This window comes from Flaviflexus huanghaiensis (assembly GCF_014118685.1).
Lineage (GTDB): Bacteria > Actinomycetota > Actinomycetes > Actinomycetales > Actinomycetaceae > Flaviflexus > Flaviflexus huanghaiensis.
On sequence record NZ_JACFAK010000002.1, the window covers coordinates 17,431 to 34,995 of the forward strand.

Annotated in this window: 16 protein-coding genes and 1 other RNA gene; 5 read left to right on the forward strand and 12 right to left on the reverse strand. The window is 62.9% G+C overall.

The features are described from left to right. Positions 1–10 precede the first annotated feature (10 nt). The 4 genes from H7E91_RS01755 to H7E91_RS01770 form a co-directional block, all read right to left on the reverse strand. A complete protein-coding gene (locus tag H7E91_RS01755) occupies positions 11–2,749 on the reverse strand; it encodes a WecB/TagA/CpsF family glycosyltransferase (RefSeq protein ID WP_182353360.1) in 2,739 nt (912 codons plus the stop codon). A gap of 14 nt (positions 2,750–2,763) precedes the next feature. Further along, positions 2,764–3,219 carry a VanZ family protein gene (locus tag H7E91_RS01760; RefSeq protein WP_182353361.1) on the reverse strand — a complete coding sequence of 152 codons (456 nt, stop codon included), beginning with the start codon at positions 3,217–3,219 and terminating at the stop codon, positions 2,764–2,766. 347 nt (positions 3,220–3,566) lie between these two features. Then, positions 3,567–4,592, reverse strand: coding sequence for a zinc-binding dehydrogenase (locus H7E91_RS01765; protein WP_182353362.1), 1,026 nt, complete (start codon positions 4,590–4,592; stop codon positions 3,567–3,569). Positions 4,593–4,613: 21 nt separating this feature from the next. Then, the gene (locus H7E91_RS01770; protein ID WP_182353363.1) at positions 4,614–5,198 is read right to left on the reverse strand and encodes a CDP-alcohol phosphatidyltransferase family protein; all 585 of its coding nucleotides are present in this window, start codon (positions 5,196–5,198) and stop codon (positions 4,614–4,616) included. Positions 5,199–5,368: 170 nt separating this feature from the next. On the opposite strand from H7E91_RS01770, the gene H7E91_RS01775 reads away from it, so the two are divergent. After that, on the forward strand, positions 5,369–6,007 hold the full coding sequence (locus H7E91_RS01775) for an NUDIX hydrolase N-terminal domain-containing protein (RefSeq protein WP_182353364.1): 639 nt from the start codon (positions 5,369–5,371) through the stop codon (positions 6,005–6,007). Between the two features lie 24 nt (positions 6,008–6,031). Here the strand turns inward: H7E91_RS01775 and H7E91_RS01780 are convergent, their stop codons facing one another. The 5 genes from H7E91_RS01780 to H7E91_RS01800 form a co-directional block, all read right to left on the reverse strand. Beyond that, positions 6,032–6,355, reverse strand: a complete 324-nt coding sequence (locus tag H7E91_RS01780; protein WP_182353365.1) for a DMT family transporter — start codon at positions 6,353–6,355, stop codon at positions 6,032–6,034. Next, a complete protein-coding gene (locus tag H7E91_RS01785) occupies positions 6,352–6,711 on the reverse strand; it encodes a DMT family transporter (protein WP_182353366.1) in 360 nt (119 codons plus the stop codon). Before H7E91_RS01785 ends, H7E91_RS01780 begins: the two co-directional genes overlap by 4 nt. A gap of 239 nt (positions 6,712–6,950) precedes the next feature. After that, positions 6,951–8,297: a magnesium transporter gene (gene mgtE, locus H7E91_RS01790; protein WP_182353367.1), complete on the reverse strand. Its 1,347-nt coding sequence runs from the start codon at positions 8,295–8,297 to the stop codon at positions 6,951–6,953. A 441-nt stretch (positions 8,298–8,738) separates the two neighbouring features. After that, entirely contained in the window at positions 8,739–11,351 is a 2,613-nt protein-coding gene (locus tag H7E91_RS01795; RefSeq protein WP_182353368.1) for an MMPL family transporter, read from the reverse strand. Positions 11,352–11,372: 21 nt separating this feature from the next. Then, positions 11,373–11,969 (reverse strand): TetR family transcriptional regulator, encoded by a 597-nt coding sequence (locus tag H7E91_RS01800; RefSeq protein WP_182353369.1) that lies wholly within the window; start codon positions 11,967–11,969, stop codon positions 11,373–11,375. A 247-nt stretch (positions 11,970–12,216) separates the two neighbouring features. Here H7E91_RS01800 and H7E91_RS01805 point away from each other — a divergent pair, with 247 nt between their 5' ends. Then, the gene (locus H7E91_RS01805) at positions 12,217–12,786 is read left to right on the forward strand and encodes a CueP family metal-binding protein (RefSeq protein WP_182353370.1); all 570 of its coding nucleotides are present in this window, start codon (positions 12,217–12,219) and stop codon (positions 12,784–12,786) included. 41 nt (positions 12,787–12,827) lie between these two features. Continuing rightward, positions 12,828–13,550 carry a zinc ribbon domain-containing protein gene (locus H7E91_RS01810; RefSeq protein ID WP_182353371.1) on the forward strand — a complete coding sequence of 241 codons (723 nt, stop codon included), beginning with the start codon at positions 12,828–12,830 and terminating at the stop codon, positions 13,548–13,550. A gap of 25 nt (positions 13,551–13,575) precedes the next feature. Here the strand turns inward: H7E91_RS01810 and H7E91_RS01815 are convergent, their stop codons facing one another. Further along, positions 13,576–14,355 (reverse strand): peroxide stress protein YaaA, encoded by a 780-nt coding sequence (locus H7E91_RS01815; protein WP_182353372.1) that lies wholly within the window; start codon positions 14,353–14,355, stop codon positions 13,576–13,578. Positions 14,356–14,585: 230 nt separating this feature from the next. On the opposite strand from H7E91_RS01815, the gene rnpB reads away from it, so the two are divergent. Together rnpB and H7E91_RS01825 are read left to right on the forward strand one after the other, a co-directional pair. Next, positions 14,586–14,931: RNase P RNA component class A (rnpB, locus tag H7E91_RS01820), an RNA gene on the forward strand. A gap of 60 nt (positions 14,932–14,991) precedes the next feature. Beyond that, complete coding sequence (locus H7E91_RS01825) at positions 14,992–15,780, forward strand: Nif3-like dinuclear metal center hexameric protein (protein WP_182353373.1); 789 nt, start codon at positions 14,992–14,994, stop codon at positions 15,778–15,780. A gap of 81 nt (positions 15,781–15,861) precedes the next feature. On the opposite strand, the gene ppgK is transcribed toward H7E91_RS01825, so the two are convergent. Together ppgK and map are read right to left on the reverse strand one after the other, a co-directional pair. After that, positions 15,862–16,668 carry a polyphosphate--glucose phosphotransferase gene (gene ppgK, locus H7E91_RS01830; RefSeq protein ID WP_182353374.1) on the reverse strand — a complete coding sequence of 269 codons (807 nt, stop codon included), beginning with the start codon at positions 16,666–16,668 and terminating at the stop codon, positions 15,862–15,864. After that, positions 16,665–17,537 (reverse strand): type I methionyl aminopeptidase, encoded by an 873-nt coding sequence (gene map / locus H7E91_RS01835; RefSeq protein ID WP_241698307.1) that lies wholly within the window; start codon positions 17,535–17,537, stop codon positions 16,665–16,667. Before map ends, ppgK begins: the two co-directional genes overlap by 4 nt. Positions 17,538–17,565 lie beyond the last annotated feature (28 nt).

Below are 17,565 nucleotides of genomic sequence, written 5' to 3' on the forward strand. Positions count from 1 at the left end.
TTGAGTCCCATCACAGCGTTCCCATTCGCAGGACAGGTGCGGGGTCGGCAGATTCGGCAGAGGCGCTCGCGGTATGAGAGCCAGTGGGCATGGGCAGGCGAGTGCTCTCGTCACGCTCCCACCGGGCGCCGCCGTGCCGAGCGCCAAGGCGGGCCCATCCCGTGAGCCCAGCGCACACGATCGCATCGACAAGGCTGAGCGGTCCGGACACGCCCGCAAAAATACCGCGAGCAGTCCGCCCCGTCGTCTGCGCACCCTCGGGATGTCGCACGAGGCCTGCGGACCTTCGGATCTCGGCCTGCCCCCGGTACGTTCGCCGAAGGACCGCGATGAGGCTGGCGGTGTTGCGTGGCGTCCGAACCCGAACGGGAGGGGTCACCGCGACCGTCTTCTCACCGGCCGCGAACTGCAGATCGACAAACAAATCATCAGCGGTCACGTCAGGAAATGAACCGAACCGATTGTGCCCTGCCTCCGTCACCGCATACGCTCCTGCCCCCCAAAGGGAGCGGTTTGTCTCCGGCATGCGTAGCCGAGCCCGGCTGAACGCACGGACCGGCCATGTCGCGCCGGTGAGGTCTGACCTCGATGCGGGTCGTGCGGCGAGAATATCTCCCCGGCCGAGTCTTTCGAAAAGGATCCTCACCGCGACGGGGGAGATCTCGATGTCAGCATCAAGGTAGAGCCGCGGCCATCGGCTTGCCGCCTGATCGCCAGCGTTGAGCGCCGCCGTCTTTGACGGCGTCGCAAGCTCAAGAACCCGAACTCCGGCGACGCGGCGCGCAACGGAGGCTGTGTCATCCGTGCAGCCGTTACACACGACGACGATCTCGACGGAGCCGATGATCGGCGCGAGCGCCGTGAGTGTCGCTGTCATGACCGAGGCCTCGTTGTGGGCGGGAATGATGATACTGCCGGAAGGAAATGACGCGTCCGGCTCGTACTCTGCTGCCGCAGTCGGCCCTGGCAGATCCACCCACCTCGCCTCATCGAGAAGCGTGCGGAGGGTCAGGCGGCTCCTGGGCCGAGTGACCCGCATCGCCTCTCGTAGGATGAGAGCTGCTCGGATTGCGTGCGCTCCGCGACCATGCGCGCGAGCATAGCGGACACGGTTGACCGCAAGGAGAGCATCAAGGCTCGGTGACGAGCCGGAGCCGCCACCGGTGTGGACCATGACGGATGAAGGCTCGTACCACACGCTCGCACCTGCGAGTCGGGCGCGGCGGAAGTAGTCGGTCTCCTCCGAGTAGAGAAAGAACTGCTCGTCCCAGTCTCCCAGTGTTGCCGCGAGATCAGCGTCGATGAGCAGCGCCGCACCCGTCGCCCAGTCGACCCTGTGGGGGTGCTGATATGCCTCGCGATGATGCTCTGTCTCAGAGAGCCAGGCGGGCCTGTTCGACATCCTGTCGCCGAGAACTGCGTCGCCGAGCGTTGCCAACGGGTTCGGTTCTCGCCGAAGGGAGGGCAAGACGGTGCCGTCCGCGTCGAGAAGCTGTGGGACAGCGATCCCTCCGCCGGAGATGGCAAGGCGCCGAAGGAGAGCGGCGACAGAGCCGGGACGAACCTCGAGGTCAGGGTTGAGGACAAGATAGGACGTCGTTGGCCCCGCCGCCCGCATCGCCGCATTGAGACCCGCGGCGTAACCGAGGTTGCCTCCGATCCCTACGGCCGCCACGTCCGGATGGTCGAGAAGAATCGCGGGAGTGGCGTCGGTCGAACCATTGTCGACGACAACAACCTTCAATCGGAGTGAGCCTGCCTCGCCCCGCAGCCCGTTGAGCAACGTGTCGAGCGAGTCTTCGCTGTTGTGAGTGACGATGCAGACAGCGACATCCGCTTCCTCATCCGTTCCGACAAACCTGCCCGGTCCGCCCGTTGCGACGAGGTCGGAGCGGATGGCGGGAGGGGTCAGTGCTGGGGTGTCGGGTGGGATGACGGCGGAATCCGTCCGGATCCGCAGGAGACTTGGCGGGTCGTCAACGAGGTAGCGGCGTGCGAGCCGTCGCGGTTCAAGCGCGAGCCGCCACGCCCATTCGACTCCATTGTCGGCTGCCCACCGGGGCGCCCGACGGACTGCACCCGCAAGGAAGTCGACGACCGCGCCGAAGGCGAGAAGCACGCGGGCGCCAGTCAGAATTCCATACTGCGCCATCCACAGCTCCTGTCGGGGCTTTCCGAGCCCGACGACGAGAATGTCAGGGGAGGCCAGCCGGATCTCGCGTGCAAGCTCACGGCTCGCAACCGGGTCGGAAAGAGTCGAGCGGTCGGGAGACCAGAGTCCAACGACAGTGAGGTCCGGCCGGCAGAGGGCGAGTTCCCGGGACAGGCTTTCCTGGATGGCGGGGGAACCGCCGAGGAAACCGACGGACACTCCCGCTACGGCCGCGCCGTCGAGTAGCGGGCCGATGAGGTCGCTCCCGGCGAGCCTGGGCCAGGTACGGCCCGTCATCCGGTTCGCACGGGAGACGAGCGGCGCCCCGTCTAGAAGCGTCAGCCAGTCCATCCGCCCCCATCCGTGAGGACTTTCTGCCGACGTCGGATGGAGTGAGTCGCCGAGGGTGCGATCCCACCTCCCGCCATGCCCGAACTGTGCAATGTGGTCGAGGTTTGCTGACACGACCGATAGGGGAACCGGGCGTTCGGACTCCGTCGGAGGGTTAGCGGCTCGGCTGAGGATGTGGGCGACGGCGTGATCCTCGTCGACGAGATCGACGATGATTCCTGCGAGGTCGACACGCGATTGCGACATGGCTGTCCTCTCGGTCAGAGCGGATCCGCCGAGCGCGAGGCCCCGGCGGTGGGAGTCGAAGTGCGGCGACGCGAGGCCGCGATAACGAACGACGCTGCGCTGGCGCCGAGGACAGCGCCAAGCGTGTTACACACGAGGTCGCGGAGGGTGCCCTGGCGTGAGCTCAACAGCGCAAACTGAAGCGATTCGGCACCAGCGGACAGGGCGAAGCCGCCCACGGCTCCGATCCACCAGCTCCGAGTAGCGCCTGTCAGGAGAAAGCCGAGGGGGACGAAAAGAAGGACATTCGCGGCAGCCTCAACATGGCCATACCGCACGTCGACCATGACCCCAGCGGCATGCAGCGCGGCGGTGATCGTCTCCGCGGCCTCCTGGAGGCCGACGTCCGCAGGCTTACCCACGAGGAGGGCTCCCGCCCCGATGAGGGCGACGACGAGAGCGATTCGAAACGCGCGCGGGCTCGGTATCATGATGACGCTACCGATCCTGCAGTCGGCATGTGCCTGACCTCGCCCGCCACAGTGCAGGCGAGTACGATGCGTTCCACAATATTCCCCCATCAGCGGCCCGTCTCAGCGGTCAGCCGTGGGAACGACGTTAGAAGCGGCTGGCCCAACCCTCAACGGCTGGGGCAGGAAGCGCGTGATATTCGAGTAGCGCCGCAGACCAGACCAACCGAACCGAGTGACTCACTGGGTGCGGCGGGCGAATCTACTCGCTGCTAGGCGCCCTCGCTTCTGTGCCGGGGCTGATGCTCGCTATCACCCGAAAAGTGCGGAGCCTGAGTGCGGGTGAGGGCTTTAAACCTGCCGGACGCCTACTGCTGCGTCTCGAGCAGGACCTTGATTGCTCGGCGTTCGTCCATTGCCCGATAACCGTCGGCGGCTTTCTCGAGCGGAAGTGCCATGTCGAAGACGATGCCAGGATCGATCTGGTCCGTCATGATGAGGTCGATGAGGCCGGGCAAGAAGCGCCGCACGGGCGCCATCCCACCAAACAGGCTCACCGTCTTAGCAAACAGAATACGGCCGTCGATGTGAACATCGTGGGAGAGGCCAACGAAACCGATGTGGCCGCCCGCCCGTGTCGCACCGATCGCCTGCATCATCGACTCCTGCGTGCCGACGGCCTCGATGGTCGAGTGGGCGCCATATCCGCCGGTGAGCTCATTGATCGCGGAGATGCCGGCCTCGCCGCGCTCTTCGACGATGTCGGTAGCGCCGAACGTGCTCGCGAGTGCCTGCCGGTCGGAGTGCCGGGACATGGCGATGATGCGGCTCGCTCCGAGCTGCTTCGCCGCTAGCACTCCCATGAGACCGACCGCACCATCACCGACGACAGCGACGGTCTTTCCTGGACCTGCCTGCGCTGCAACCGCGGCGAACCAGCCGGTGCCGAGAACGTCTGAGGCGGCGAGAAGGCTTGCGGCCTGCGCGGCCGTCGGCTTACCAGGGACGGCGACGAGGGTGCCGTCGGCGAGGGGGATACGGGCCTTCTCGGCCTGGGTGCCAATCGATCCCATCATGACCTGATGGACGCAGCGTGACTGGAATCCTGCCGTGCAGATCTCACACGTGTTGTCGGACGCGACGAAGGAACCGACGACAAAGTCACCGACCTCGAGGGTGCGGACGTCTTCGCCCACGTCCTCGACGATACCGACGTACTCATGGCCCATGGGCTTGTCGTCGACAGGGTCGGCGCCACGATATGGCCACAGGTCGGAACCGCAGATGCAGGCGGCGGTCACACGGATGATCGCATCGGTCGGCGCTTCGATGACGGGATCGGGCCGGTCGACAACGCGAACATCGCCGGGGGCATGGAGGATGACTCCGCGCATGGCTCTCCTTCTCTCGTTGGGTCAGGTCGATACTTCGTTGGCGATTGCGGATCGACTTTCCCGCTGGATCGCCCAGGCGTAGGTGACGCCAGTGATGACGTGAAGAACCGCCCCAAGCGAGGCGAAGGCAACGCCGATTGTTGCACCAATCTCGAGTCCAGGAATCCGGCCGAACACGGTCAGTGGCAGGCCAGCCATGAGCACCGCCGTGCGAGCCTTGCCCAATCGGCTGACCGGCGGACGGTGGCGAGCTCTGAACAGGAGGTAGATGGTGGCGAGCGTCAGATCGGTGAGAACAATCGAATACGCGATCCAGTCCGGTAGGTAGTCGGCGGCGACGAGCACGACGGCGACGACAGCGACACCGACTCTGTCGGCTATGGGGTCAAGAATCTCGCCGACTCGGCTCACTTGATTGAAGCGCCGAGCGATGAAACCGTCGACCCAGTCGGTCATGCCGAAGATGGTGAGAAGCACGGCCGTGAGCACCGGATGCTGATCAACGACGAGAAGATAGGCGATCGGGACAAGGAGAAGCATCCTCGCGACCGTGACGGCATTCGGTATCGTCAACCAGTCCGACCGACTGAAGCGCCGTTCGCTCATCTGGCCTACCTTCCTCAGGACTGGCGTCAGTTTAACGCGAAGTACTCCTCTTCGATCTGCCCTCGCCACGGGCCGTCGGGGCCGAGGAGGCCAGTAAGCCCCTGACCTGCCCAGACGCTTGAGGAATTGGTCCGAGGCTGTTTCGCGTTCGGCGCTTCTATACTCGTGTCATGTCCAATCCCTCCGAGACGCTCCGCCGGATCGCCATCGAGCTTGCGTCAATCTCCGAGTCAGCGCTCGCCTACTGCCAAGATCCATTCGATATCGACCGGTTTCACCGAATCGGCGACATCGCACGCGATGTTGCCGAACTGACGGCGCGCAAGCCCCTACCGGACTATGACAGAAGCGTCGCCTCGATCGCCGGTTACACGACCCCGAAGGTGGACGTTCGCGGTGGCGTGTTCGATGACGATGGGCGGATCCTCCTCGTGAGGGAGATCGCGGATGACGGGAGATGGACGTTACCTGGCGGCTGGTGCGACGTCCTTGAGACTCCGACGGGTGCCATCGAGCGCGAGGTCGCTGAGGAAGCTGGCGTGCGTGTGCACGCCGTGCATCTCGCCGGCATCATCGACCGCCACCGTTGGCCGCATGTGCCGGTGTATGACCGCCACATGTACAAGCTCTTCTTTGTCTGTGATCCAGTCGAGCCCGTCGATCTCAGCTTCACGAGCGATGAGACGAGCGAGGTTGCGTGGTTTTGCGTCGATGACCTGCCGGAGTTGTCGGTCGAGCGGGTTGTGCCCGGTCAGATCCGGTTGCTTCACGAGCATTGGCAAAGCCCGGGCCCGGCCCACATCGATTGACGCCTCGGGGTACCAGTCCTGTTGTTAGAGGGGCCCGGTGCCAAGTTCGACGAGGAGGACGCCGACCATGATAAGGACGATGCCAGCGATCATCATCCGGGTGAGGGGCTCGTGGAAAAGGAGCCGGCTGAAGATCGCGGTGAGGGCGACTCCCGCTGCTGTCCATATGCCATAGGCAACCCCGAGCGGCATGCCAGCCGCGAGCGTGAGGGACAGGAGAGTAAAAGCGCTGATGTAGCCGATCGTCACCACGGCATACCAACGGCGGCTGTCAACGGCGGCTCGTAGTGACAGCGTCCCGGCAACCTCGCACACCACAGCCCCCATCATGAACACCCACCCGCTCATGCGACAGCCTCCGCTGGACGTCCCGCCTTCTGTGACCCGATCTCAACGAGGAGGACTCCTGCGACGATAAGAACGATTCCGAGAGTCTTGAGGGCTGTGAGAGGTTCGCCGAAGAGGAGCTGAGAGAAGATCGCTGTGAGGATGACGCCAGTGGCACCCCAGATGCCGTAGGCGACTCCGAGGGGCATCCGATGCCGCAGGACCATTGAGAGACAGACGAACGCGCCACCATATCCCACGACGACACCGATGTAGAGAAGAGAGAAGTCGAGTGCGGCCTTGAGGGAGAGGGATCCGGCCACCTCAAGGAAGATGGCACCGATGAGGTAGAGCCACGCTCGTGAGCGCACCGACATACGCGACCTTTCGTTCATCTGCACTTGCAGAAAGACCTTAGCTGTTTCCGGCGCGAAGAGGTTTCTGCCTCCAGTGTCATCGTTCATAGGTGCAACGTCGTGGACGGCGGGTGGCCGCGCTCGCCGCGCTCCGCCCCCGGCTTTTAAGCGTCCTCCACACAAGAGGCGCCCCAGCTCTTATGTCCATGGAATTCCACTACGCACGGGCCGCGAGCGAGACAGTGCGCTCACGTCACGGCTCAGATCCCGAGCACAGCCTTGGCGATAAGGAAGTAGATGATGAGGCCGGTCGCGTCGACGAAGGTAGTGATGAAGGGATTGGAGAAGACGGCCGGGTCGACTTTGATGAGGCGGGCAATGAGCGGCATGATGCCGCCGATGGTCGCGGCCAATGTACAGACGGACGCGATGGTGAGTCCGATGACGAGGCCGATATCGAAGCCAAAGAGGATGCCGACGATGACAAAGCCGAAGAACCCGAGGAGGATGCCGAGGGATAGACCGACGGCGAATTCTCGTACAAAAACCTTGCGTACATCCCGCGTTCCAACATCTCCGAGTGCAAGCGCGCGCGTCACGGTGGTCGCGGCCTGGTTGCCGGTGTTGCCCCCGGTTCCGATAAGGAGAGGGACGAACAGAGCGAGTGTTGTCACTTCGGCGAGAGTGTTCTCGAAGACAGACAGCACATGAACGGTCAGAGCCGCGCCGAGGGCGAGAACAAGAAGCCAGACGATGCGGGAGCTAACGAGGCGGCGGACCGGGGTGGCGAAATAGGGACGCCGGAGCGGTTCGACGCCGCCCTGTCGTGACGAGTCCTCGGTCTCTTCAAATTCGAGGATTCTCGCAGCATCGTCGATCGTGAGAATCCCGACGAGCCTGTTCTCGAGGTCGACGATCGGCACGGCAAGGAGCCCGAGGTCGGCGGCGCGCCTCGCTACCGCCTCATCCTGGTCATAGGCGGTAGCTGTGACCGGTTCCTGCATGATCTCGGATACGACCGTGTCGGGGTCTGCCCGCAGCACGTCGCGCAAGCTGACGACACCGATAACATGCCGCGTATCGTCGATGACGGGCAGGGTGTAGATCGTCTCCGCCTTGTCGAGGCCCATCTTGACCCTCTCCAGGGTCTCACCGGCCGTCGCCCCGGTCCGGGCTGCTATATACTCCGGCGACATGCGGCGGCCGATGGACCCCTTCGGGTATCCGAGCACCTCGGCCGTCATCTGACGCTCGCTTGACGTGAGCCCCTGTAGTAGTCGGGCTGTCAACCCTGCGGGCAGCTCCTCGAGGAGCCAGGCGCGATCATCCGGGTCCAGGCGTGCAAAGATGTCCGTGACCTCGGCCGTACGCAAACCCTGGACAAGAGCGCCCTGGTGTCCGGGGTCGAAGCGCTCGAAGACCGTCATCGCACGGTCTTTCGGCAGGAGCCGGAAGACGACGGCCAGCTGATTGGTGGGCAGACGCTCGAGCAGGCCGGTCACCTCGCGGGTGCTGAGATCGCCGAGCAAGTGCGCGATGTCTTCTAAGTCCCCGCGCTGAAGTAACGCGTCAAGATCGTTCTGGAGGTCGGCGAGAGTCTTTGTCATGGCGGTCCTTTGACGAGATCGGGTGGGGCGGCAACGCCCATAGGGTGACCGCGCGCTCATGCGCTGACTGCTTGGGAAGAGACTCAGACGATGTGATCGAGTCCTGGCAGGGGAGAGTGCGCGGTCCATGTTCGGTGACGAGAACTGTCACAGTCCATTGCACTCACCCCGCTTTCACTCAGGCTGACATTGAGCCGACCACCCAGTGTACCCCGGCGGCCGTGGAGCCGCCGATGGAAATTCGATGCGCCCGATGGAAGGGGCCCAGCATAGGCCGGGCCCGGCGAGCAAGGAGAAACGGCGCGCACGCGTGACATCCAGCGACTCTCACGGACGCTTGAGGGCATGAGCCCGAATACCGGACCCATGCCCTCGCGGCTTTATTTAACTCGTCCAACAAACAGGGAGCGGTACATGCCTACTACCCCTCAGTTTGGCTTCTCAGTGCACGTCGACATCGAGGCGGGCATGCTTGCCTCGCGAGCGCACATCCGGCCCCTCCTCAGTTACCGCAGGGCGTTCGAGCGACGATCCTTCGACATCAACGCTGGGAAGAATCTTGTCGAGCCAGCGCGGTATCCACCATGACTTCTCGCCGAGAAGTGCAAGCAGAGCGGGGATGAGTGCCATGCGGACGACGAAGGCATCGAGGACGACACCAATGGCGAGTCCGAAGCCGATGGGCCGGACCATCGACAGCTCGGAGAAAATGAATCCTGCGAAGACGGAGAACATGATGAGGGCCGCAGCGATGACAACCGACCGGGCCGCGTAGAGCCCATCGACGACGGCCGCTCTTGCGGGGCGCCCATGCACCCACGCCTCCCTCATTCCGGTCGTGAGGAATAGTTGATAGTCCATCGCCAGCCCGAAGAGGATGCCGACCATGATCGTCGGCAGGAACGACAGGATCGGGCCCGGATTGTGAACTCCGAACACGGAACCGAGCCAGCCCCACTGGTAGATCGCGACAACCGCGCCCATCGCCGCCAGAACGGAGAAGAGGAAGCCTGCGGTCGCGGCGAGCGGGACGAGGATCGAGCGGAACACGATGACGAGAAGGACGAAGGAGATCGCGATAATGAGGGAGAGGTAGACGGGCAAAGCATCACCCAGGTTCTCCGACACATCGATCTGCATTGCAGTCTGGCCGGTCACCTCGATCGGAATTGAGTACCCGTCGATCTCCATCGGTGACATTCCGCGGATGAGCTCGACAAGTTCCTCTGTCTCGACATCGGAGGGACCGCTCGCTCCAATCAGCTGGAAGACAGCAAGGTCGCCGCTGTCGGAGACGCCAGCAGGAAGGACAGAGACGATCTCGTCGCTGGTGAACAGCCTCTCACCGACGTCGAGGATGATCTCCTCACGCTGAGCTTCCTCGAGCTCTGGCAGATCAGCCGCGACGATGTGGGGGCCGTTGAAACCGGGACCAAACGCCTCTGACGTAATCGTGTGGCTCTCGTAGGAATCGGTGCCGCGAGGTTCGTTGGACCCGTCAGGCAGGCCAAGTCTCATCGAGAAGAATGGAATCGCCAGGACACCGAGAAGAACGATCGACAGCGCGGCCGTCAACCACGGTAGCCGGACAGGCGCTGGAACGGGATGCAGATGACCGCCCTTGTCTTCAGGTTCTTCCGCGTGCCGATGCTTCCTTGGAAGGACCCTGCGGCCAAGCAAGTGAAGGATGGCGGGGGTCAGCGTGAGGGTAAGGAGAATGGCGATGAAAACAGCCATCGCTGCGACATTGCCGAGTACCCCAAGGAACGGTATGCCGATGACATTGAGAGCGACAAGGGCTGTGATGACGGTGAGGCCCGCGAAGACAACAGCGTTCCCAGACGTGCCGACAGCAAGACCGATCGACTCATCGATCGAGAACGACTGCCGCAATTGCTGACGGTGCCTATTGACGACGAAGAGGGTGTAATCGATGCCAACAGCGAGCCCGAGCATGATGCCGAGAATGGGAGAGATCTGGTGCATATCGACGAAGCCAGCGATACCCATCGACATCATGACGGTGATACCGACCCCGACGAGTGCCGTCAGGATCGGCAGTGCCGCGGTGATGACGGTGCGCAGCATGACGAAGAGGACAATTGCCGCGACGAACAGACCAATGACCTCGGCAGGTCCGACAATGTTTGACACGTCCGTGTCGATCCACTGCGAGAAGTACACGGTGACAGTGTCGAGCGAGGAGCTGATCGCGTCCTGGAGGCTTGCCTTCGTCTCGCTCGTCACAGATAGCGAATCGTCATCGAAGGTCACGGTCGCGATGGCGACCGTGCCATCCTCAGACACGACGGAGTAGTCGCCAAGGATTGCGAGCGTGCGCTGTCCAGCCTCGAGCTCTGCGCGCCCTTCGGCCACCTCGGCCTCGCCCGCCTCGATCTCCGCACGTCCCTCATCGAGTGCCGCCTGCTGGGCGTCAAGCTCCGCTTCCGCTGCATCCAGGGCGGCCCGCTGTTCGTTGAGCGCCTCGACCTGCGCTGCGATCTCCGGTGGCAGGTTGTCCGCCGGGACGTCGGGGATCTGCTCGAACGCGTCGTCGAGTTGTGCTCGACCAGCCTCGAGCTCCGCCCGCCCCGCATCCAGTTGCTCCTGGCCTTGCTGCGTCTGCTCGCGAGCGGCCTCGAGCTCAGCGGCGGCTGCATCGAGCTGCTCTGCGCCTTCTTCGGCCTCAGCGATCTGCGCGGCCATCATCTCCCGCGTCTGGAAGGGATCGAGGATTTCATACACTCCCTCGACGCTCTCTCCAGCTTCCAGCGCGGCTGAAATCTCCGCCTGCTGTTCCTCATCGAGCGCGCTACCGTCCGCGGACACGAATGTCATTGTCCCCGTGCCCCGCGCGGCCGCCGGCAGCTCCTCCTCGAGGCGGTCTGCAAGATCCTGGGAGCGAGTGCCAGGGATCGTGAGAGCCGTCGAGTACTCGCCGCCGCCAAACGTCCCGAACAGGACAGCGGCAACGAGGGCGACGACCCAGAAGATGATCGTGACTGGAGCGTGTGTGGCGCTGAGGCGGCCGAGCCTCTGGAGGAGTTTCGCCATGGTGAGCCTTTCGGGTGGGAGCTACCGGTCGAGGGATCGGTGACCGGTACGGATAAGTTCAAGAGCGCGAGCGACAAGACTGTTCCAGCGAGCGCGGCTCGGATCGTCACGACTGAGCCAGATCGCATGCGCTGTCTGGACGGCGCTGATGATCGCGTTTGAGACGAAATGAATGTCGATCGGATCAATGTCCATCGCATGCCCAATGACCTCGCCGAGCTGGCACGCGACCTGGTCGACGAGGTCGCTTGCCCAGAGGACGGTGTCGGATTTCTGCTGGTCGCGGGACAGAACCTCGCCGATGTGGCTGATAATGGCGAACGCCTCGTCGCCCTGCAAAATCTCCACTGCACTATGAATGAGATCGTCGACCGATCCGAGGTTGAGTGCGGCGAGATGGCCGAGGATGGGGTCGATCCTGGCGGTCAGATATGCATGCACGGCGTCAGCCGTCGACGGGAAATGGTTGAAGATCGACCGGCGAGACACCCCAGCGCGATCAGCAAGCTCAGCTGCCGTGAAGTTCCCGATGCCGCGACTGGTCGCCAGTTCACCGGCCGCCGCGATGATGGCGCGCCGGTTTTTCTCCTTCACGGATTCTGTCTGCGGCTCAAACACGGGTCCCACTATAGGTAGTCATTTGCACTGAGTGCAAATAGCGACTGGACTCGCGATGCACCGTGGGCAACACACCAATGCGCCTCATACGCCGTCTTGCGTGCGAGCGGCTTCAGTCATTGCAATAAGCGATACGGCGATGATCATTCGGAACACGGTCACCGCCGAACACACACTCTCGCGCCGGACGTCATGTCGACACTGACGTCCCCTTTGTCCAGATCGCCGGATTCCGTAGGCTGTCATCATGGCAAAGAAGCAGATCATCACCGTGTCCATCGCCTTCCTTGCGTTGTCGGCATGCGGGGAGTCTGGCTCGTCCGAAGAGTCGGCGGAGGACCAGGCAGCGTCGTTTGAGTCCGTTGCGTCATGGGACGGCGTTGAGATCGTCGACCGTCTCGACCGGATGCCGAGGGCGGAGCGCCCCCAGACGCTCATGGCATCAGTCCGCTCGGATGAGGTTCTCCTCACCGACCTGTCGACGGGCGAAGAAGCCGCTATCGACCTTCCTCATGATGAGTTCTACTTGTCTTTTGCTCCGTACCTCACCCGAACACACGACTGCTACTATCACTCGCTTACGACGTGCACGGGTGAGCTCTTTAACGAAGAAGTGGACGTGACGATCGTGTCCGACGAGGGGGAGGTGCTAGTCGATGACACTCTTGACGTGTTCGACAATGGCTTTGTCGGCCTGTGGCTCCCCGCGGACATCGAAGCGACTCTGACGGTCCAGTATGATGGCAAGACCGGCACGGCCGAGATCGGTACGGGCGACGACAACCCCACCTGCCTGACGACGGTTCAGCTGAAATAGGCTCCCGCCCGTGTCGGCACGACGAGGCGACGGGATGGACAATGAAGGCATCACTCGAGGAACAGCAGGCTCTTATCGACCTTGTCGACATTGATCGAGAACTTGGTCGACTCACGTACGCGCTGACGACCCTGCCCGTCTACGGTGAACTCGAGGCCGCGGAATCGGCGCTTGGGGTTGCGAAGAAGCAGGCTGCCGATCATGAGGCTGCTCGGCCTGCGATCGAGCAGATCATCGCCGACTGCGGGTCGAAGACCGAGCAACTGTCCGCCTCGATCGATCGTAAGCAGGGACAGCTCGAATCGGGAGAGAACATGGACTCCCGTCAGCTCCTCATCCTCCAGGGCGATATCGAGACTCTCAAGGACACCCGAAGCGACACCGAGACTCAGGAACTCGAGGCCATGGAGAAGCTCGAAGGTCTCGACGAACAGATCGAGCGCGACCATGAGCAGATTGAGCACGCCATGACCGTCCGAGACTCTCTTGCGGAGAGGAAGGCAGCCGAGGTCGCTGACCTCGAGAACGAGATTGCCGGCGTTCGTTCTCGTCGTCAGGAGCTCACCTCGACAATCTCCCCGGTCCTTCTCGACGCCTATGAGGAATCTCGCGCGATGGGAGGTTTCGGTGTCGTTGTCATGACTCAGGATGGGGCAGTCGATGGAGGGCTTGATCTGTCGCTCACCGAATTCGAAAAGATCACGTCGCTTCCCGATGACGAGGTCTACGTGACCGAAGAGGGTGCGGTCGTCATTCGCCGCTAAGTGCATCGCACGCGGGCAAAGGCCTTCACGTCGCCTTCTCGACAGTCGCCTTCTCGACAACGGTGAGCGTCAGCCGCCGCCCCCTACCCGTCAATTCGATGTCGCCGATAAGAGGGTCATTGAGCATGGCGAGATGGGCGAGCTCTTCAGCCGTGCCGGGCGGGGACTCTGCTCGCAGAGCAAGTCCCGTGAAAACGCCCCGGTAGTGCTTGGCGTTGTGGGTGATGACTTTCCGGGCACCGTTCGTCTCGCGTACGGCGCCGATCGTCACATGCACCGCCGAAGCGGGCGGCTTCCACCCCGCATAATCAGCGGACCGACCATCGATGACAAGCTCGCCCTCAGCCCTGTCATCGAGATGCTTCCACAGCGGTCGCCACCGGGACTTCGGAGTGCCTCCCGGCAACTTCACCCCCATTTTCAATCGGTATCGCGGAATGAGGTCAGCAGGCGATGTTGCCCCGAACAACGCAGAGAAGATGAGGACGCTGTCCTTGGCGCGGGCCAGTGCCCGGGGGCTCAGATTCGCGAAGTCGGCCGCCTGATAGAGGACACCGGCATAGACCTCATGAGCGGGCGCACATGGCTGGTGACTCAGCCGCCGTTGGGCAACGATCTCGTCCGCCACCGACGCACCAACCGTGAGGATGTCGGCAGCGTCGTCTCGCCGGCTCACGTGCTCGATCTCGTCGACAAGACTGCGCCGAAGGTCAGTGAAAGCGGGAATCGACAAGGATGCGAGGTCAAGGGTCGGCCCGGTTGGAGGGGCGGTTTTACCTTCCGAGGGCGGCAGGGCGATGAGCACCCGACCAGTCTACTTGGGTACCGCGTACACCCTCGTCACTCGAGTCGTGGCAACATTCGGATATCGTCACGAGTTTCTTCCACTGCGCTTTCGCAGGAGCGCGCAGCTCCCGTTCGTGCTGTCGTCTCGGCATTGGTGTTCTGTCGGCACGAGTCGTTACCGCAACCGCAGGTGCTCGGAACACCGATTGTTAGGTTGCGTCTCGGCGGGCGAGTAGAATGGAGGGCGGACAAGCTGGCCAGGCGGCCGCGGCACCACGGTGTCGAGGAACGTCCGGGCTCCATAGAGCACGGTAGTGGGTAACGCCCACCCGAGGTAACTCGCGGGATAGTGCCACAGAAAGCAAACCGCCGTCACAGGTAAGGGTGAAAGGGTGAGGTAAGAGCTCACCGCGGACCGGGTGACCGGGACGGCACGGTAAACCCCACCGGGAGCAAGGCCAGACAGTCGGCTCAATGTTGCTCGCACACGGGCTCCGCCCGGGCCGACGGGTAGGCTGCTAGAGGTGTGTGGCAACACGCACCCCAGATGGATGGTCGCCCTAGACAGAACCCGGCGTATCGGCCAGCTTGTCCCTCACATCACCACCCAGACTGCCGCATCCCGACGGAGGTGCGGCCGCGTTAGACTCTCACCATGTTGGTACGAGACGTCATTGAAGCCATGGAAGCCCTGTGCCCGCCCTCGTTGGCGGAGGACTGGGATGCGGTCGGCCTTGTCGCTGGCAGTCCCGACTGGGAGGCGAAGAGAATTCTCCTTGCGGTCGACCCGTGCGAGGCAACAGTGCGGGAGGCGATCGGCGGCGAGCATGACATGTTGCTCACGCACCATCCCCTCTACCTGCGCGGAACGTCGACCGTCGGCGCCCATACCGCCAAAGGTGCGTGGGTCACCGACCTCATCAGAGCCGGGGTCGCGCTGTATGCAGCCCACACGAACGCTGATTCGTGGGGCACTGCCCAGGCAATGGCCGACCTCGTCGGCATCGACAATGCTCGCCCGCTTGTGCCAAGCGACGACGATCCGAGTCTTGGTCTCGGCCGGATAGGCAAAATCCAGCCGAAGACACTCGGTGAACTAGCGGATCGGATAGGGGCGCTTCTACCCAAGACCCCCGCGGGTATCCTCGTTGCCGGCGACGAATCAGCTGTCGTTGAAACAGTTGCTGTCAGCCCCGGCTCAGGCGACTCGTTCCTTAGCCTCGTCAGTAGCGTCGGCGCCGACGTTTATGTCACTGCCGACCTGCGCCACCATCCGGCAACCGACCACCTGTGGGCGGGCGGCCCCGCCCTCATCAGCCCGACGCACTATGCCTCCGAATGGCCGCTGTTGCCACGGCTCGCGAGTGCGCTCAATAGGATGCTTCCCGGTCTCGTGACCGATGTGTCGACGATCGTGACAGACGCATGGGTGAGCCGCCGCTGATGCTATCGACGGGGGCCGTGCCTCACACGTGCTGAGAGACGTCCGAAGGCGCGCACCTGAGGCTACGAGAACGACGGAGATTTACCGTTTCTTTTTCTTCTTCGTTGCGGTTGCTTGCGCTTCGGCAAGATCGCGGATCCTCGCCGCTCGTGCGGCGAGCGCCGCGGCGCCGATGATGCCAGCGGAGTTCTTCAATGTCGCGGGGACGATAGGGGCTCGTGTCTTCAGGAGCGGGAGGAAGTTGTTCGCGTCTTTCGAGATTCCGCCTCCAACGATGATGAGATCGAGGTTGAGCAGGAGCTCGAATTGGGAGTAGACGTCCTCAAGGCGCGCCGCCCATTCCTCCCAGGACAGACCCTCCCGTTCCTTGACGGAGGAAGCCGCCCAGTGTTCAGCCTCTTTCCCATTCGGGAGTGTGAGGTGACCGAACTCGGTGTTGGGGACGAGCTCATGGTTGACGACGAGAGCGGACCCGATGCCGGTCCCGAGAGTCGTGACAAGGATGGGGCCCGGGATACCCTTGGCGGCGCCGTATTCCGCCTCGCCATAGCCGGCAGCATCAGCATCGTTGACAACCGTGACATCTCGGCCTAGATAGGTCCGAAACAGTGTTTCGACGTTCGTTCCCACCCAATCTCCGTGAAGGTTCGCCATCCACGTCACCTCGCCATGGATGACGGGGGCTGGCAGGGCAACGCCAACGGGGATGCCGGGGCTTGGATCGAAGTGATCGACGATCTTCTTGACGGTTGCCGCGACGTTCTCCGGGGTCGAGACCTCCGGGGTTGGAATGCGGTAGCGCTTGCCGATGAGGGAGCCGGTCTTGAGGTTGACGGGGGCTCCCTTGATACCGGAGCCGCCGATATCGATTCCGAAAGCAGTCTTCATGGCAGTGTGAGAATCTCCGCTCCGCCGTCCGTGACGACGATGGTGTGTTCGAACTGGGCGGTACGGCCGCGATCCTTCGTCAAAACCGTCCACCCGTCATCCCACTGGTCCCACGCGATGGTGCCAAGGGTCAGCATCGGCTCGATAGTGAACACCATGCCTGGCACCATGACGGTGTCGTAGCGAGGTGCGGTGTCATAGTGAGGGACGATAAGACCCGAGTGGAAGGCCTCTCCAACGCCGTGGCCGGTGAAGTCCTCAACAACCCCGTAGTGGAAGCGTTTCGCATAGGCCTCAATGACGCGGCCGATGACGTTGATGGCGCGGCCCGGCTTGACCGCTTTGATCGCGCGTTCCAGTGCCGTCTTTGTCCGTTCGATAAGGAGTGCTGACTCTTCATCAATCTGCCCAACAGGGAACGTTGCGTTCGTGTCCCCGTGTACACCATCCCGGTACGCGGTGATGTCGATGTTGACGATGTCGCCCTCATGAAGAACGGTCGAGTCGGGGATGCCGTGGCAGATCACTTCGTTAACTGAGGTGCACAGGGACTTCGGGAAGCCCATGTAGTCGAGGCTGGAGGGGTAGGCACCGTTGTCGATAAGGAAGTCGTGCCCGATTCGGTCCAGTTCATCTGTCGTTATGCCGGGCCGAACGGCGTTGCCAACCTCGGCAAGAGCTTGGGCGGCGAGCCTCGAGGTACGCCGGATTCGCTCGATCGTTTCCTCATCTTTCACATCAGAGGCGGTAACGACTTCGGGCCCATCATGGAAGAGGTACTCCGGTCGTTCAATCGACGCGGGGACGGCCCTTTTCGGAGACAGGGTGCCGGGGACAAGGGTGCCGAGGGGAGCGCGCTGTGCAAGCATAGGACCAAGCTTAGCGTCGAGGAGGCAG

Coding starts and splice junctions, on each gene's coding strand:
- H7E91_RS01765 (WP_182353362.1), bottom strand. CDS start 4,592: ATGCGCGGAGTCATCCTCCATGCCCCCGGCGATGTTCGCGTTGTCGAC.
- map (WP_241698307.1), bottom strand. CDS start 17,537: ATGCTTGCACAGCGCGCTCCCCTCGGCACCCTTGTCCCCGGCACCCTG.
- H7E91_RS01825 (WP_182353373.1), top strand. CDS start 14,992: ATGTTGGTACGAGACGTCATTGAAGCCATGGAAGCCCTGTGCCCGCCC.
- H7E91_RS01780 (WP_182353365.1), bottom strand. CDS start 6,355: ATGAGCGGGTGGGTGTTCATGATGGGGGCTGTGGTGTGCGAGGTTGCC.
- H7E91_RS01760 (WP_182353361.1), bottom strand. CDS start 3,219: ATGATACCGAGCCCGCGCGCGTTTCGAATCGCTCTCGTCGTCGCCCTC.
- mgtE (WP_182353367.1), bottom strand. CDS start 8,297: ATGACAAAGACTCTCGCCGACCTCCAGAACGATCTTGACGCGTTACTT.
- H7E91_RS01775 (WP_182353364.1), top strand. CDS start 5,369: ATGTCCAATCCCTCCGAGACGCTCCGCCGGATCGCCATCGAGCTTGCG.
- H7E91_RS01795 (WP_182353368.1), bottom strand. CDS start 11,351: ATGGCGAAACTCCTCCAGAGGCTCGGCCGCCTCAGCGCCACACACGCT.
- H7E91_RS01810 (WP_182353371.1), top strand. CDS start 12,828: ATGAAGGCATCACTCGAGGAACAGCAGGCTCTTATCGACCTTGTCGAC.
- H7E91_RS01755 (WP_182353360.1), bottom strand. CDS start 2,749: ATGTCGCAATCGCGTGTCGACCTCGCAGGAATCATCGTCGATCTCGTC.
- H7E91_RS01770 (WP_182353363.1), bottom strand. CDS start 5,198: ATGAGCGAACGGCGCTTCAGTCGGTCGGACTGGTTGACGATACCGAAT.
- ppgK (WP_182353374.1), bottom strand. CDS start 16,668: ATGAAGACTGCTTTCGGAATCGATATCGGCGGCTCCGGTATCAAGGGA.
- H7E91_RS01805 (WP_182353370.1), top strand. CDS start 12,217: ATGGCAAAGAAGCAGATCATCACCGTGTCCATCGCCTTCCTTGCGTTG.
- H7E91_RS01785 (WP_182353366.1), bottom strand. CDS start 6,711: ATGTCGGTGCGCTCACGAGCGTGGCTCTACCTCATCGGTGCCATCTTC.